The 14,926-nt window shown below is 63.5% G+C and carries 20 protein-coding genes; 9 read left to right on the top strand and 11 right to left on the bottom strand.

Features of this window, described 5'->3' with window-relative positions; genetic code table 11:
• Nucleotides 1-184 precede the first annotated feature (184 nt).
• The 4 genes from L981_RS31640 to L981_RS34870 form a co-directional block, all read right to left on the bottom strand.
• The gene (locus tag L981_RS31640) at nucleotides 185-790 is read right to left on the bottom strand and encodes a hypothetical protein (protein WP_043626255.1); all 606 of its coding nucleotides are present in this window, start codon (nucleotides 788-790) and stop codon (nucleotides 185-187) included.
• Between the two features lie 86 nt (nucleotides 791-876).
• Nucleotides 877-1,461, bottom strand: a complete 585-nt coding sequence (locus tag L981_RS31635) for a helix-turn-helix domain-containing protein (protein WP_156134312.1) — start codon at nucleotides 1,459-1,461, stop codon at nucleotides 877-879.
• On the bottom strand, nucleotides 1,451-2,140 hold the full coding sequence (locus L981_RS34875) for a hypothetical protein (protein WP_156134311.1): 690 nt from the start codon (nucleotides 2,138-2,140) through the stop codon (nucleotides 1,451-1,453). The genes L981_RS31635 and L981_RS34875 overlap by 11 nt, the downstream gene beginning before the upstream one ends.
• On the bottom strand, nucleotides 2,061-2,795 hold the full coding sequence (locus L981_RS34870; RefSeq protein WP_156134310.1) for a hypothetical protein: 735 nt from the start codon (nucleotides 2,793-2,795) through the stop codon (nucleotides 2,061-2,063). Before L981_RS34870 ends, L981_RS34875 begins: the two co-directional genes overlap by 80 nt.
• Before the next feature lie 804 nt (nucleotides 2,796-3,599).
• On the opposite strand from L981_RS34870, the gene L981_RS33515 reads away from it, so the two are divergent.
• A complete protein-coding gene (locus L981_RS33515; protein ID WP_082006225.1) occupies nucleotides 3,600-4,250 on the top strand; it encodes a S24 family peptidase in 651 nt (216 codons plus the stop codon).
• Between the two features lie 440 nt (nucleotides 4,251-4,690).
• Here the strand turns inward: L981_RS33515 and L981_RS31615 are convergent, their stop codons facing one another.
• Nucleotides 4,691-4,939, bottom strand: a complete 249-nt coding sequence (locus L981_RS31615; protein WP_043626254.1) for a hypothetical protein — start codon at nucleotides 4,937-4,939, stop codon at nucleotides 4,691-4,693.
• Between the two features lie 241 nt (nucleotides 4,940-5,180).
• Between L981_RS31615 and L981_RS31610 the strand changes: the two genes are divergently transcribed.
• The 3 genes from L981_RS31610 to L981_RS31600 all read left to right on the top strand — a co-directional run bounded on the left by L981_RS31610 (nucleotide 5,181) and on the right by L981_RS31600 (nucleotide 6,304).
• A complete protein-coding gene (locus L981_RS31610) occupies nucleotides 5,181-5,612 on the top strand; it encodes a hypothetical protein (RefSeq protein WP_043626253.1) in 432 nt (143 codons plus the stop codon).
• Nucleotides 5,609-5,800 carry a hypothetical protein gene (locus L981_RS31605; RefSeq protein WP_043626251.1) on the top strand — a complete coding sequence of 64 codons (192 nt, stop codon included), beginning with the start codon at nucleotides 5,609-5,611 and terminating at the stop codon, nucleotides 5,798-5,800. The genes L981_RS31610 and L981_RS31605 overlap by 4 nt, the downstream gene beginning before the upstream one ends.
• Nucleotides 5,801-5,899: 99 nt before the next feature.
• Nucleotides 5,900-6,304, top strand: coding sequence for a hypothetical protein (locus tag L981_RS31600; RefSeq protein WP_043626249.1), 405 nt, complete (start codon nucleotides 5,900-5,902; stop codon nucleotides 6,302-6,304).
• A gap of 39 nt (nucleotides 6,305-6,343) precedes the next feature.
• On the opposite strand, the gene L981_RS31595 is transcribed toward L981_RS31600, so the two are convergent.
• From L981_RS31595 to L981_RS31585, 3 genes are all read right to left on the bottom strand, one after another.
• Entirely contained in the window at nucleotides 6,344-6,496 is a 153-nt protein-coding gene (locus L981_RS31595; protein ID WP_043626273.1) for a hypothetical protein, read from the bottom strand.
• 336 nt (nucleotides 6,497-6,832) lie between these two features.
• Entirely contained in the window at nucleotides 6,833-7,246 is a 414-nt protein-coding gene (locus L981_RS31590; RefSeq protein ID WP_052202122.1) for a YkgJ family cysteine cluster protein, read from the bottom strand.
• Between the two features lie 137 nt (nucleotides 7,247-7,383).
• Nucleotides 7,384-7,734 (bottom strand): hypothetical protein, encoded by a 351-nt coding sequence (locus L981_RS31585; RefSeq protein WP_052202121.1) that lies wholly within the window; start codon nucleotides 7,732-7,734, stop codon nucleotides 7,384-7,386.
• 383 nt (nucleotides 7,735-8,117) lie between these two features.
• On the opposite strand from L981_RS31585, the gene L981_RS31580 reads away from it, so the two are divergent.
• Nucleotides 8,118-9,101, top strand: coding sequence for a glycosyltransferase family 2 protein (locus tag L981_RS31580; protein WP_052202127.1), 984 nt, complete (start codon nucleotides 8,118-8,120; stop codon nucleotides 9,099-9,101).
• Nucleotides 9,102-9,332: 231 nt separating this feature from the next.
• Nucleotides 9,333-9,578, top strand: a complete 246-nt coding sequence (locus L981_RS31575; protein WP_043626248.1) for a hypothetical protein — start codon at nucleotides 9,333-9,335, stop codon at nucleotides 9,576-9,578.
• A 125-nt stretch (nucleotides 9,579-9,703) separates the two neighbouring features.
• On the opposite strand, the gene L981_RS33510 is transcribed toward L981_RS31575, so the two are convergent.
• A complete protein-coding gene (locus tag L981_RS33510) occupies nucleotides 9,704-10,435 on the bottom strand; it encodes a class I SAM-dependent methyltransferase (protein WP_051659275.1) in 732 nt (243 codons plus the stop codon).
• Nucleotides 10,432-12,003 (bottom strand): GMC oxidoreductase, encoded by a 1,572-nt coding sequence (locus tag L981_RS31565; RefSeq protein ID WP_043626247.1) that lies wholly within the window; start codon nucleotides 12,001-12,003, stop codon nucleotides 10,432-10,434. Before L981_RS31565 ends, L981_RS33510 begins: the two co-directional genes overlap by 4 nt.
• A gap of 333 nt (nucleotides 12,004-12,336) precedes the next feature.
• Here L981_RS31565 and L981_RS31560 point away from each other — a divergent pair, with 333 nt between their 5' ends.
• Nucleotides 12,337-12,537, top strand: coding sequence for a hypothetical protein (locus L981_RS31560; protein ID WP_043626246.1), 201 nt, complete (start codon nucleotides 12,337-12,339; stop codon nucleotides 12,535-12,537).
• A 72-nt stretch (nucleotides 12,538-12,609) separates the two neighbouring features.
• Here the strand turns inward: L981_RS31560 and L981_RS31555 are convergent, their stop codons facing one another.
• Nucleotides 12,610-12,879, bottom strand: a complete 270-nt coding sequence (locus L981_RS31555) for a DUF1127 domain-containing protein (protein ID WP_043626245.1) — start codon at nucleotides 12,877-12,879, stop codon at nucleotides 12,610-12,612.
• Between the two features lie 513 nt (nucleotides 12,880-13,392).
• On the opposite strand from L981_RS31555, the gene L981_RS31550 reads away from it, so the two are divergent.
• Both L981_RS31550 and L981_RS31545 read left to right on the top strand, forming a co-directional pair.
• Complete coding sequence (locus tag L981_RS31550) at nucleotides 13,393-13,938, top strand: hypothetical protein (RefSeq protein WP_043626244.1); 546 nt, start codon at nucleotides 13,393-13,395, stop codon at nucleotides 13,936-13,938.
• A gap of 198 nt (nucleotides 13,939-14,136) precedes the next feature.
• Entirely contained in the window at nucleotides 14,137-14,568 is a 432-nt protein-coding gene (locus L981_RS31545) for a GFA family protein (RefSeq protein ID WP_043626258.1), read from the top strand.
• Nucleotides 14,569-14,926 lie beyond the last annotated feature (358 nt).

The raw sequence follows: 14,926 nt of genomic DNA, 5'->3' as shown, positions 1-14,926 counted from the left end.
CCGCCCGCCCCTCAGGCCGGCTCGAGCGTCGCATGTTCACCCGAACATGCGACGCTCGTCGCGGTGCACAGCCCGCGCCGACGCGCAGGCATTCGAACCCGCCGCCGCGCGGCGATCGCGCTGCTAGGCGCGCGCCGTGCATGAAACCGCGCCACTGGCAGCGGCCGGTTCGTGCCGCTTCCTTTCACGCCCCTTCCTTCTCCCGCGAGAGCCCCAGCTGCCAGTGCAGCTCCGTCAGCCCGCGCTTCAGCCAGGCGAGCTGGGGTTCCGGCATGGTGCGCAGCATCTCGTAGTCCATGATGCAGACGTTGAAGACCGTGGTCTTCACCTGCGGCCCGTCTTTCAGCTTCAACAGCACGCCCTCGAGCTCCATCATCCGGTTTGCCGCCTGGCGTGCGCCGCGGGCGCGCTCGGCGCTGGTCTCCCCGGCAAAGCCCTTCACGTCGAACAGCGACTGCGCCCGCACGCTCGGGAAAGGAATGCCCGTGAGGCTGTAATAGCGCGCCATCTGCCGGCTGTATTCGTCGCCCGCCTCGCGCTCATGCGCCGTCAGCTTGCCGTCGAGGAACATGCGGCCAAGCGTGTAGCCGGCAAAGGGGCTGGCAACATCGGCGTCGCGCCTGTCGGAAAAATGCATGCGCCGGCGCGCGTCCAGCGCCACGGAGCAGACCTCCCGCTCGCTCTCGCCATGCTTGATCTGTCCGCCCGGATAGCGCGCCACATTGGCCTTGCGCGGCCGGCCCGCCCGGCCGGCGCGCTTGATGCGGATGCGCTCTGCCTTGGATGTCATCGTCTCTTCTCCTTTTGCAATCTGCATGTGCCCCCGCCCGCTGCATGTGCCTGCGACTGCGGGCGGGATTGAAATTCGTCTGGAAATCAAAGTGCCGGCGCGCCGATCCCGTCGGCACCGGCATTCGCGGGCAAATGGCCCGGCCGCTCCGCCCGTCCACGCCGCCGCTCCTTGCCGGGCTCGCGCTTGTTGACGGCGTGCAGCACCGAGGTGTGGTCGCGCCGAAAAATCCGCCCGAGCGCCGGCAGCGAAAGATCCGGCCGCTCATCGTAAACGGCGGTCATGCAGCGGTGCCGCGGCTCGACCAGCCGCCGCTCGCGGCCGACGCCGATGATCTCCTCAAAGGAGATCCCCGGATAGACGACAAGCACCTCCTCGATAATCGCCCGCACCGGCCGGCGGCTGAACAGGTCGCTGTTTGCCGCCGCCGTCGCGCCGCAGATCATCCGCGCCTGCGAGAGGATGCGCGCTTCGGCATCGGCAAGCGCCAGCTCCAGTTCCTGGATCCGGCTTGCCTGCGCCCGCACCTGAACGGCGACGATGCCGACGAGATCGTCGAGCGTCGCCGGCTTTGCCGCTACGCTCCCCGCGTCGTGCGCCCCGAAGGGCATCGGGTCCGCCACCCCTTCCGCTACCTGTCCTGTCGTAAATTCAGTGCCTTCAGACCGCATGGAAAGCCTCCCTCGAAATGGCTGGATTGAGATTTGCGCGCTCGACGCCTGCCGCGGCCAAACCGCTAAAAGCGTTTGCCACGGCCGGGGTGTGCGCGGCGGCGTGATCCGGACGCCCATCAACCGCGCCCCTATCGGCCGCTATGTTTGCACCTTGCGCCCGCGCGTCAGCGGAAACGCCGTCCCGCCCGGCCTTGGCTGCCGCATGCGCCTGACGGAAGCCTTCGACCAGCGCCCGCACCCGGATGCGGCTTGCCGACGATCGCCGATCGTCTGCCGGGCGTGGCGTCAGCGCCGCAACCATTTCGCGCTTGCGGGCAAGATCCGCCCGGAGGCCCAGCGCCTCCGCCTTGGCGAGCGCTGCCAGCACCGGTGGCTTGGGGATCGTGCCGAGAAGCACGTTCGGATTGGCGGCATAGTCGCCGCGGATCAGCTTCTGCGTCGCCGCCGAAAGGCCCGAGGCCGGCACGCCGGAAAGCGCGTAGTGGTAGACCGCAACGATCTTCCGCGGTTCGATTGTCGGGGGCATCGTCATGCCGGCCGTCTGCATCGCGTCGAGGCTGCGCAGCACCGCCGCCTCGCTGACGCAGGCCAGCCGCTCAGTGAGCGCGGTAATCTCCCGGCCCAAGGTCGAAAGCCGGGCCTCCGCCGGCGAAATCATCATTTCTGAATAGGTCATTGGTCTCGTTTCCGTTCAGTTGGTTTTCGATTGTCTGCCTGCATTCCCGCTGATGGCGGGCAAAGGCGGTTTCCTGTGGCGGCGCCTGGGGGTGATGGCCGCGACGGGTCTGCCCGCCGCCGCGCAAGCCGCGGCCGCCGGCGTTGCGCATCCAGTTTCGCCAGGTGGCGGCCCAGTCGAGCTTGGTCGCATCGCGTCCGGACTTGGCGCGCCAGTAGTCGCGGAACTTGTCGAACTCGACGCCCGCCTCGGCCCGGCCGAAACCGAGCCCGGCGGCAAAGCCCCAGTCGGGCTCGAAATCTTCGGGCAGCCGCATCGCCCGGCCGTTCCCCTTGCGCCGCGAGCCTGCCGCATCCGGAACGGCTGCGGCCCCGACCGGCCGGTCGGCGTCCCCACCCGGATTCGGGTCGGGAGAGTTAGTTTCTTTAGGGGGTGTGGGGGAGCTTTCTTTATCAGAGAGGGCACCGTTCGCCGTCACCGTGACATCGCGTGACGTCACGCGCGCCCGGCGACGCTGCTGCCTTTCGCGGTCACCTGCCCGGCGACGCTCGATCTCGGAGACGTGCCCCGCCTCGGCAGCGCGCACGGCAGAAAGGATCATCTCGGGCGACGCGCCCGATTGAACCAGGGCTTCGACGATTGCGGTAATGCGCATTTGCTCAACCCCTCGCCGGCGGGCAGGAATGAAGGCGCCGCGCCTGACCGGAAACAGGGCCCGCCACCTCGCTACGGCGACGAAGCCCGACCTTGGAACCGGCCTCCGCGCTCGCCAGCCGCGCCCGAGTTCCGCGCATCGGCAAAACGCCGCGCCCTCCCGGCGCCTTCCCTGTCACATCACCGTCAGCCATGCCGTTTCCCATGCCTTCCCCATTTGGCCGTACCCATTGGCACGGCCATTCGTCGCGCCTGCCGCGCGCCCGCTTCCGATTGTTCTTCCCGTCACCCACCGGCTGCCCACCGTCAGGCAGCAACCGGTCGTCTTTCAGTCCCGGCACCTCCCGGTGCCGAGACGCCGCCGCCCAACGAGGGGCACGTCAACGGCCGGAGCCCGCGACCTTGGAGCACCCGGCGCGCGATCCGCGCGCCGGGTGCCCGATACCGACGGGGCGCACGTCGCCGACCGCGGACCATCATCGGCCCGCGTGGCAAACCCTGCGCCGGCACGCCGGCATCGATTGGAAAAGCGAGAGGTCGCCGGGGAGGAAACGACGACCTCTCGCCTGGACCACCGCACAGAGTGCGGCGATCGATACTGCATGCGCCCCTGGTCGACATCGGCAGGAAGCGGATCGAGGATCCGCCCCATGCCGTTCGCCGACCCCGGCGGCGCCATGACGGATATTGCAGCGGTTTCTGCTGCTCATTTCCGTTGACATCCTATTCATAGTAGGATTTCTTATTGCCATCAAGAGGAAAATTCCTATTGGACGACAGAAACGGAATCTGGGATGCCAGTGTCATGGACGAATTGCGCCACCTCATCCGGGAAGCAGTCGACGCGAAGAAGACGACCTACAAGGATCTGTCGATCGCGATCGGGAAGAACCATGCCTATATCCAGCAGTTCGTGGAGCGGGAGACGCCGCGGGAACTGCGCGAGCGCGACGCCCGCGCGATCGTCGAGCTGATCCAGGGCGCTGCGACCGGCGGCGAGGCCGCGCCCCGGCGTGCGCCGGGCTTTGCGCCGCAGATCGTGCCGGGCGAACAGCTCGTCGGCCATCGCGACCTGCCGATCTTTGCGGCCGCGCAAGGCGGCGACGGACATGTGATCGTCACCTTCGATGCGGTCGAATACGTGAAGCGCCCGTCCGTGCTCGAGGGCGTCAAGGGCGCCTATGGCATTTACCTGACCGGCAGCTCGATGATCCCGGCCTATGAGCCGGGCGACATGGCCCTCGTCCACCCGCATCTGCCGCCGGCCCGCGACAAGGACGTGGTGCTCTACCATGTGCCGCCTGCCAACGATGCCGAGGCGATCATCAAGCGCCTCGTCTCCTTCAACGATCGCGAATGGACGCTGAGGCAATACAACCCGTTCCTCGAGTTCACCGAGAGCCGGGTCGAATGGTCCTTCTGCCACCGGGTCGTCGGCAAATACAGCGCACGCTAGCCCTGCGCCGAGCCGGAAGCATGCGAAGAAAATACCGATTTAAAAACAAGGACTAAAGCAGCGCACTGCCGCTTTGCAAAGACGCGACGCTCGGACGGAAAGCACAATCCGGCGCCCGGCCCGCGTCGCCGACGCATGCTTTGACAGAAGGCATCGGACTGGGCGCAGGCGTCAATCAGCGTTGCGGTGCACGCCGGCTCCATCCCCTTCGCTCCCGCGACGAATCCGCAACTTCCCTGCCTGACCCTACCCAAGAAAGGGAGGGCACCTTGCGTCGCTCGCGCCAAATGCGGCCAGCCGGCAGGTATCGTCATCCATCAGCGCGGAGGACGCGCGATCGTGCGCAAGCGGCATGCCACCGCCCTCCTGCCCCACCGGGCCGGACGCCCGCCCTTCACCAGGAGCCACATCACCTGCCGCCTCGACGCACCCCTTCAGCCTCAGGCAGCCATCGCCTCCGCAATCTCCGTGGGCAGTTCGCCGATCGTAAAGAGCACCTTGGCCTCTTCGAATTCCCCCGTCGCCAGGTCGCCCGAGCGGCTAAAGGCGATCACCCCAACCTTGGTCGCCGACAGCCTTTCGGCCAACCGTTGCGCATGCTCGGGCCCGGTCGCCTGCACCGGGTCGTCGGCGAGAAATGCGCCGCGGCTCCCCAGCGTGAAGCTCTGAACGACGAAGTAGGTGATCATCCCATGCTCCTTTTCCGCCACCTGGAATGGCGGCCCCACAGTGGCGCAATCCAACGAACAAAACAAGAACAAACGGCCCGTCATCGACAACTTGCGTGAGGCGCTTCCTGCCGGCAGTGTTTTTCCTATTGACTTATTGATAGGATTTTTCCTATATTCAGCACAGAAACACAGCCGGAGGGGCCGACAGGAAACCCGCGAAGGGTGTTCCAGCGTGCACCTCGAACAGACGAGGTGAACGATGTCGGATGCGATCTCCGTGGGCGCCGCAACGGCGATGAGCGCAGCACCCTTTCTCCAGCGCCGAGAGATCATTCTCGCCATGATGACGCTCGGTGACGGCACCTTCTTCGACGAGACCGACACGACGGGCACCACCTACAAAACGGCAGCCGATTGGCTCCATGTGCATGACGGCGAGCACGTGGAGCGGCTGATCCGCTTCGATCTCGACGCACTTCATGGCGAAGACGTCACCGAGACCGTCGCCGATGCCTGGCTGAAGGGTTTCGACCAGAGCCCCGAACAGGAACACAGGCTGCCCGCCTTCGTGCGAACGTCGCAGGCCTGGGAACGCTGGTGCGCCGATTTCGGTTTGCGGCGCGCACCGTTCAACCAAATCGCCCACGGCACCCTCAACCACCGCCAGCAGTTCGGAACCAGCCTGCGATGACCGTCACGCTCGACAGATCCGCCCTCTTTGCGGCCATCGAAGCCTTCTGGGAAACCGAAGGCGGCAACGATCGCGGTATCGAGGCGGCGATTTTGGCCTACCTGCAGCGCCAGGGGCTTGCCACCTTCGACGGCATGGCGACGCGCAAGCGCGCCGCACTCGCCGCAGCCACCGCCCGGCCCACGTGACCTCCGCCCGCCGGAACGCCCTCACGCGCCCAATATTGGCAATCTCCATTCATTTGCGAACATGCTAATAAATAAAGAAGGCATCGCGGAGGAGAATCCATGCCACGGCTTGCGCAACTCTATTTCAAGACCGCAATCATCTTCCTGATCATCGGCCTCTGCATGGGCCTGCACATGGCGATCAGCCAGGACCATGCGGCAACACCGGCCCACGCCCATACCAACCTGCTCGGCTGGGTGACGATGGCGATCTTCGGCATCTATTACGCGCTCAACCCGGCCAAGGCCGAGCGGCGTCTGGCCCTCGTCCAGTATTACGTCTACACGTCAGGCGTCGCGGTGCTCGTGCCATCGCTCTACCTGATGACGACAGGCAGGCCGGAGATCGAGCCCATCGTCGCCGTCGCGTCGATCGTCGCCTTCCTTGGCGTGCTGCTGTTCGCCGTGGTGATCTTCAGCAACGCCGAAGCGGCCACGCGCGCCAGCACCGCTCCATCGCGGTAGGTAGGCCAACTGCCGCAGCCTGGGGCGCCTCGCCTCGCGTCACTTCGACGTCGATTTCAGCACGCGGTGGGTCGCATCATCCAGCGCGTGGCCGGTTTCGACACCGTCCTGCCGAAAGCCGCGCGCCGTGTTGGCGCAAGCCGAGAGCGTAAGCACCGCCAGGCACAGGAGCGTCAGCATTGCTTTTGACATGATCGTCTCCGTCATTTCCTCCAATCGGAAATGAAGCGCTGACCGACAAAGTCAATCTATCGCCTTGAAAACCGTACGGTAGAGCGACCGCAGGGCCGGCCTCCCCGCCATCCGGCCGGGCCACTTTATTTTGGCAACCGTACCAGAATCGCCGAATCCGGCCTTTCCCGCGCCGCCGGATGCACGTTAGCTTCCGTACCGCGCAGTACGTTCTTTCTGGACTGCGCTTCCCCGCACCCCGAGCCATTTTGGGTGCCTGCTTGCCCCGCCCTCGTGCGGGGCTCTTTCTTTTCGCGGGGCCGCCGGGTCGTTATCCCCGCTCACTCGACCCTCGTCTCACTCCACTTTGAACACCGCATCGCCGACAAAGACGATGACATATTGCCCGCCCTCACCCTCGCGCGCCCAGCCCTGCAGCACCTCCGCATAGGGCGTGCGCTTCCACGCGTCCGGATGATCCGGATCGACGAGAACCGTCACCTGCGGCCCCTGGCGATAGATCATCATATGCGCGTGCGCCGGATCCCACGCCTCGCCGAGCGTCTCGTCCGTGCGCCAAAGACAGAGAAAGTCACGGCAAAGCTGCGGCCGATCCTCGTAGATCCGGCACCCCGTTCCCGTGCAGTGCCGACACCAGGCATTGGCCGGCTTCTCCAGCACGTCGATATCCGGCAGGCGGCAGCAGAGCGTGCAGGTGCCGCAGGCGCGCTCGGCAAGCGGGATGGCGCTGAAATCAGAAGATGCGGTCATGCGGCGTGGTCTATCACCGCGGCCGGCCGCAAGGAAACCCGCAAAACATCGAGCCTGCCGCGCTGCCGACGCCGAGCGATTGCCGACGTCAGCCTAGACGAGAGAAAGAAGGCGATCGTGATGCGGCCGCCCACCCGTTACCCGATCCGCGGACAGCCGCTGCGATTGGCCAGATAGATCCGGGCATATTGGCCGCGTCGGGTTTCGCCTTCGACGACGATCCGGTTGCGGCTCATCGCGGCAATTTCCGGATCACGCAACCCGGCGCGATAGGCCCGGCGCAACGCCTGGCTGGAACTGCAGCCGCGTGGGCGAACGTAATCTTCGTCGTCATAGCGCCGCTCGCGGCGGAAGTCGTCGCCGTAATAGTCCCGGTCGCGCCCGATATAGAGGTCGAGCGATTGCGCCGGCGAAACGGCCGGCATTGCGGTGACCGATCCCGCGGCCACCAGGGCCGCCATCAATAGCTTGCTCATCAAGTTTGTCATGTCTGCCTCCTCCACTCCTGGCGCTTCAGCGCGAACGTGGATGAAGGAGAAACAGGGCAGCGGGAGAAAAGTTTCGAGGAAAAACAACGAAACGCCATCCGCAGGCCCGGGCTCGATGCCGTCGGGCGTCGCCGGCGAGAGGCTTTTTGCACCCGCAGAGACTGTGGCGCCACGGCTCGCTCAACGTGTGCGGGCCGGTGGAAAGGCACCTCCCCGATCCCCATATCCGTGCGATCGTATGGATTGCCACGTCTGTGCTTTTGATTTAGTCCGGGATTATATTATTTATGACAAATGTCGGAATGAGCATGACCGATATCGCTTATCCCTTCCACAATCGTTCCGATGCCGAGTCGATCACGGATCGAAGCTTCTTCGATCGCATCGCGACCTGGTACGAAACGACCAAGGTCGAGCGGCGTGAGCGCAGGATGAACCATGCGGTCGATCTGCGCTGCGTCAGCCCCCAGGGGCAGACGTCGCTCTATCCCGATGACCTGCCGCTGATCTTTTTGACCCGCAACGATGCCAAGCTGATGCCGGGCTTTCTCGCCCATTACCGGTCGCTCGGCATCACCCGCTTCATCTGTGTCGATGATGCCTCCAGCGACGGCACACGCGAATTCCTGCTCTGTCAGCCGGATGTCGACCTGTGGACATCCTCGGTCCGCTACAAGGATGCCCGGCGCGGACGCGCCTGGAGAGAATCGCTTTTTGCGCTTTATGGCGGCGAGCGCTGGTATGTGAACGTCGATTCCGACGAATTCCTGATCTATGACGATTGCGAAAACCGCACGCTTTGGTCCGTCATCCACGCGCTCGAGAGCCTGAAGATCTCGCGCCTGCCGGCGCCGATGCTGGACATGTACCCGGTCGATCTCGGGGCCGCCGACATCGACCAGCTGAAGACCAGCGCCCCCTGGGAGGTCGCCGATCACTTCGACAGCCGCGGCTACACCCTGACGACGACCAAGCGGGCGATCACCATCAAGGGCGGCGCCCGCCACCGCGAATTCGAATCGGACCTCGAGCTGATCAAGTATCCGCTGATCTTTTGGGACGAGGACTGTCGCTTCGGCCCCAGCATCCACCAGCCGCTCCCCTACCAGCGCAACTTCTCGTCTATTCTCGGCACATTGCTGCACTTCAAGTTCTTTGCCGACTACCAGAAGGTCATCAACGACGCGGTGGCCGATGGGCAATATTTCGACGGCTCGGCGGCCTACGCCAAGATGACGGATGCGCTGTCGAGCACCGGCGCGCTGCAACTTTTCTCCGAATCCTCGATGAAGTTCGACGGATCGAAGCAATTGCTGCGGCTCGGCTTCATTACCGCCGTTCCGAAGGCGGCCGACGAAGGCCGTTAAAGCGAGATTGTCGGCCCGCGCTTGCGGTTTCATTGAGCCGGCTGTCGTTGGGGTAAAACCACCTCGCCGCCCCTCATACACCAGTTGCGGATACATGTGCCGGGGCGGTCCCAGCCTCCCCGCGCCACGCTCGGCATGTCTTTTTCAACCGACCCGCGAACCGGCCTGTTGATAATTCGACCAACCGCTCCATTTACAGCTTCGAGGCACTTAACCTGAGGAGAAGCCTTGATGAATCGAAACACCGTCATCGGTATCGTGGTTGTGGTCGTGCTCATTGTACTTGCGGTGATGTTCCTCAAACCGGGGGCGAACCAGCAGGCAACCGAGACAGCACCGGCAACGACGACGACACAGCCGGCAACAACCACCGAGCAGCCAGCGACGACCCAGCAGCCCGCAACGACAGACCAGTCGGCGACACCGCCTGCAACAACCACGCAGCCGTCGACGACGCAGCCTGCGACGAGCCCGTAATCGCCCGATAGCGCCCGGCGCCGAAAACGAAATCACCCACGGGCGGCGCCCGTGGGTGATCTTTATCCGGATTGCGAAAGCGAGGTGGCGACGGGATGTCGCCCCGTTCGCGAGCTAGGCCCGCGCTATTTCCTCACCACGGCTTGAATATTGGAAGGCATCATCGAATCGATCTTGTGATCGTCGGTGTATTTCCACGTCGTATCGTACTGCTGGGTAATGAAGACGTCGAAGAACCGGGCCGAGCGCGCCATGAGTTCGATGAACGGGCGCGCCAGCGGAAACACGTCGCACTGCAGGAGAATGCGCTGCATCAGGATGCCGATCGTCTCGAACGGCATGCTCGAGCCGCGCAGGTCTTCGATCTCGCTCCAGTCCTTGAACAGCATCTTGAAGGAGAAGGGCGTGAAGTGGAAATAGTTCTCGGGCCCCTCGTGGAAGGAGAACACCGCCGAGGCAGAGATGATCAGCTTGCCGTTCGGCTTCAGGATCCGGCGCATGTCGTCGATCAGCCGCTGCGGATCGGGAACATGCTCGAGCAGGCCGGTACAGAGCACGATGTCGTAGCTTTCGCTCTCGATCGCATCGAGATGGTAATGCGTGTCGACGACGAGATCGGCCTTCTTGCGATCGGACTTCGAGACGAGGAACGAGTTCGGGAAAAACTCAGTATAGTCAACGTCTTCGGTGTGAACGATGATCGTGCGCTTGTTCGAAGCATTTTCCTGGCATAGCCGCACCAGGTTCTTCGTCGAAAGCTTTCCCCCGAAGTAGTTCTTTCGCGAGAGCTTTTGCCAGCGCGTGCGTTTCGCCCGCTGTTCCTTGCCGCTGAGTTCCGGGGAAGTCATTTCCGTCATGGATTACCCGCCTTTGTTTTGTGGCGCTGGCATATCTTATCGGCGGTAAGCATTGCAAGCGCCATGACTGTCAGTACTGGATTGGCGTAGCCGTAGGAGGTGAAGACCGAGGCGCCCGCCGCGTAGAGGTTGTCGACGCCGTGCACCCGGCCATCGCGATCGATGACGGACATGTCGGCCGAGCGGCCCATGCGCGTCGTGCCCATGAAATGGGAATGGATGCCGGTGATGTCCCAGGGCTTGCCCACCGGCGGCAGCGTCGGGATCAGCTTGCCGATATTGTGGCGCAACAGCAGCCCCGAGAGCTCGTCGAGAAATTCGCGGATCGATGCCTGGTCCTCTTCGGTCAGCGACCAGCGTACCACGCCCTTCGGCAAGCCATGGGGATCGCGCGCCTCGCTCAGTTCGACCCTATGCTCGGCATTGGGATGCTGATCGAAGAAACCGCGCACGACGAGGATCGAGCCGCCCGGCCCGAGCAACCCCATCTTGCCGATGACGTTGAAGGCGACCTGGCCGACAACCGCCAGCGCCGAGGTCAGGCGACGACGCAAGGTCGATTGGGGGCGATCGCCGCCCTCGCCGGCAGCCACCACGTGCTGCGCATGTTCGAGAAGCTTGAGCCCGATCGATTCAAACCGTGGCGAAAACTGAACATAATGGTTCAGCTGGTCTCGCTTCTGACCCTTGCGCACGCCGACACCGAAGCGCAGCGAGCTGCTACCGCTCTTGTGGTCGCTGAACAATGGCCCTGCCGTCTTGACCGTCTTGAACAGGTGAATACGCCCGACATTCGCTTTCGGATGGGTCGAAAAGAAGCGGCCGATATTGTCGTTTGCCAGAAACCCGCCCTGGCGGCTGTTCAGCATGATGCGCGGGTTTTCAAGCCCGCCGGCGCAAAGCACGAATTCCGGGGCGGTAAGCTCCACGGTCCGCCCCTCGCCGATCGCCGCCCGCACTGCGCCGACGCGATCTCCCGCGGCGGTCGGGATCACCCGCAGCACCCGGCAATTGTAGACGATGGTGAGATCAGGGTTCTTGCCCGCAAGCGCCTTCAGATAGTCCTGACCGTTGAAGGCCGGGCGGCTCCACTGGAACCGCTTGACCGAGACCGCCGGGTCGGAGACGAATTCCCGCCAAGGCGTCGCGCCGCCGTCATAGGCGGGCACCCGGTCGATATCGTCGATCGGCTTCAGTTGTAAGAGCTCGATCGCCTGCTGGTAGTACCCGTCGAGTTCCGCCCGCTCCAGCGGCCAGTCGTTGCCCGACGTCAGGTCGACATCTTCAAGCGGCGCGACGCGCCCGGACCAGAGGTTGGTCGCCCCGCCGATCTGGAATGAAAGCCCGAACGGTTCCTGGTTGGCGATCTCGAAGAAGGGCGAGCTGTCGGAGTTGACGAGGTTGTCGCCGGTTTCAAGCAACGTGACCTTCAAGCCCTCGGCCAGAAGCCGCGTCGCCATGGCGCAGGCCGCAGCCCCCGATCCGACGATCAGCACATCGGAGCCGATCGCCTGCAGCGCCTCGTCGCTGCACGCGCGCGCGTCAATAATATTCCTGGTGTCCGTCATCGCTGCTGCACTTCCACCCGCGGTTTCAGATGCCGGATGTTCCGACTTTGTTACCGTCATAGCTAATTGAGCAAAGCGGGCAAGCGCGCTCGTCGATATAATCAGGGAAAACCCGCCCGTGCGGCCGGCGGAGGGCCGTGGTCACACGTCGGCCCGATCTCGCAGAAAGTCATTTGCCCTTCCCGAAACATAGGAAGCCAGCCCGCCAAGCCTGATTGGTCAGAGGCTGCCGCGCGGCCGGCCGCCTCCGGCACCAGCTGTTGGCCAGCCCACCACCCTGTTCCCTTCTGGCTTGCCGGTGCTATGAATTCAGCACCACCCGTGGAGCCCTGAATGCGCGTCGTCTTCCTCTGTTCGCTGCTGCTTCTTTCCTCTTGCATCCCGCACATTCCGGAAGAGGTTCTCGATGCAGGGTGGTGCCGAGACATGGCAGGGGCCAAGGCCAAGGCGACCGGCAAGGGGCGGGAAAACCTTGCTGCGGCAATGATCAAGCATGACTGCGCGGCCAAGCTCGCCGCGCCAGTCCCCCAGTGAGCCGATTGTCCTTGGACCCAACGTTCATCGGCCACCGGTTGCTGCGGGAAAAGAGGCCCGCCGAAGCGGGCCTCAATTGTGTTTGATCATCACCGGGTAGCCGACCGGCATCTGCCAGAGCGAGATGTCGGCGATTTCCGGCTTCTTCATGCCTTCTTCCGCTTCCGCGCCGATGTCGCGCAGCATGCGATCGGAGAGGTGGCTGATCTGGTTGAGCGTTCGCTGACGCCTCCAGACGGCACGGAGGAAAGCACCGACCGTGCGGCGGAAGCCGAACGTTCGAAACAAGTCGTCCATGATCGCCGGCAAGGTGCCGGCGGCGTTCAAGTGCAATTCGCGCATGATTGTTTCCCGCCGCGCAAAGCGGTCGGGCCTTCTAGATTATAGATGCGCACGGACACGGAAATACGTTCCGGGAGCCGGTCACATCAAGTCAAAATGGAAAATACGAAAAAGCGGAACGTGGGCGGCGCTTATGCGCCAAAGTAACCCATAGCATTGCGGCGTGGTCGTCGTGACGAGCATGCCACTCCACCAGAGGCAAGCATCTGCACAAAATTGATCTTCATCGTATGCCTCCTCTAGTTTGAGTTCCGATTTGGCGAAAATTACACGAGTTTACTTCCCCGGCAAGAGGACAATCTGCAGGAGCAGGATTGAAGACGCACCTGTTGCATGACGGCAACAGGTGGATCTTGCGGGATGACAAAGCCCCCGCCCGGCCGCGCCATGCCCGCAAGCCCAGCCTTTACCAACCCGGCCAAGGAACCATTCCTGACGGCGCCTTGACTATCCCTGGTTGCATGCGAAAGATGTCCGTCGGGACGATTGAACCGAAGCAACGGGGGAACAGAAATGTCGACGGGAAAGTGGAACGGCACGCTCCTTGCGTTCACAGTAGCGGCCACAACCGCAACGGCGGCACCGGCGTCAGCAGAGGCCTACGCGCTTTATCGCGGCATGACGACCACCCTTCCGGCCGGCGCCGTGTCCTGGGTCGCCGCGAACTTCGGCGTCAGCGGCTCGCCGCCGATGCTGACGTTTTTCCACTTCGCCAGCGACGATGCGGCGCGCCTGGCCATGCCGTCGGCCCAATGTATCGTGAAAGTTGATATTGGTGCCGTGGTAAACCCGTCACCCGGCGCGACAGCGCAGATCGGTGACGCCGATATCCAGGTCAATGCGGCGCATGCTGACCAACCGCTTGCGTTTCCGTGGACGGCGACGTTCGACAACAATCCGGCCGGTCACTGGGCGATAGCAAAGACGGTCCTGGTGTCGCCGACCAGCAATGCTGCGGCCAGCCGGGTCGCTGCGGCGGGCTTCAAGAGCCTTGCGACCGCCCCCGGTTCGGGCGTGACCGTCATCAACGGACGCTATCCCAACTGCACCGTCGATTGACTGGGCCTGCTGACCTCGAAAGCATGGCGGCAACGCAAGCCTGACGGCGCTGGCGGTCCGGCCGCACAAGTGGCCTCAAGGTTGTCGCGCCGACCGATATGCCTCCGATACGCTGCCTTGCGGCCCGCTCTTGAGGAGCCTTGATCCAGCCCGTATGGAACAGGCATCAATTCGGCTCAGACCAGACGGATGTTTTCCATGAATTTCGACGCTCAGGACCTCAACGGCGCCTGCCACTGCAAGACGGTTCGCTTCAATGTTCGGCTAAAGAATGGTCTTCATACGGCCCGCCGCTGCACCTGCTCCTACTGCCAGCTGAAGGGCGCGGTTGCCGTCTCGGCGGCCAAGGACGGCGTGACCGTGCTTTCGGGCGGCGAGGCCCTGACCAGGTATCAGTTCAACACACATGCAGCAGAGCACTTCTTTTGCTCGAAATGCGGCATCTACACCTTTCACAAGCCACGCTCCAACCCTGATTTCTATGGCGTCAACGCAGCCTGCCTGGAGGGTGTAAGCCCCTTTGATTTTGAAGAATTGCCGGTCAACGACGGCATCAATCATCCGATGGACACCAAGGGCTCGACCGGCCCCCGGCTCGCCGGAACCCTGCGCTATTTTCCGGCCAAGTGATTCACGCGTCTTGCAAGACATGGCAGCGACGGCGACCCAGCCGTCGCACGTGTCGAGCGAGACGTTGAGCGCGGCAACAGCAGTATCGTCGCTTGCTTAGCGAAAGACCAATCACGCTGGCGTAGTCCTGTTCTCGCGATCCCATCCGCCGCCCGCCCCGCGGGCCAGCAGGGCGCGCCCTCCATTGGGCTCGCAAGATCGAACCGGCTTGTTTTAAGAACGAAAAACGCGCGGCGACATTGGCCCGGGAGCCCGAGCATACGAGATCGTCAACAGTGTATGAATTCTAATCTAATCAGCGCTTTAGGAGAAGTTTTGGTGGGTGATCACGGGCTCGAACCGTGGACCCGCTGATTAA

The organism is Ensifer sp. ZNC0028 (assembly GCF_000799055.1).
Taxonomy (GTDB): domain Bacteria; phylum Pseudomonadota; class Alphaproteobacteria; order Rhizobiales; family Rhizobiaceae; genus Ensifer.
The sequence above is the reverse complement of the archived record's forward strand: the minus strand, read 5'-3'. Positions and strand labels throughout refer to the sequence as shown.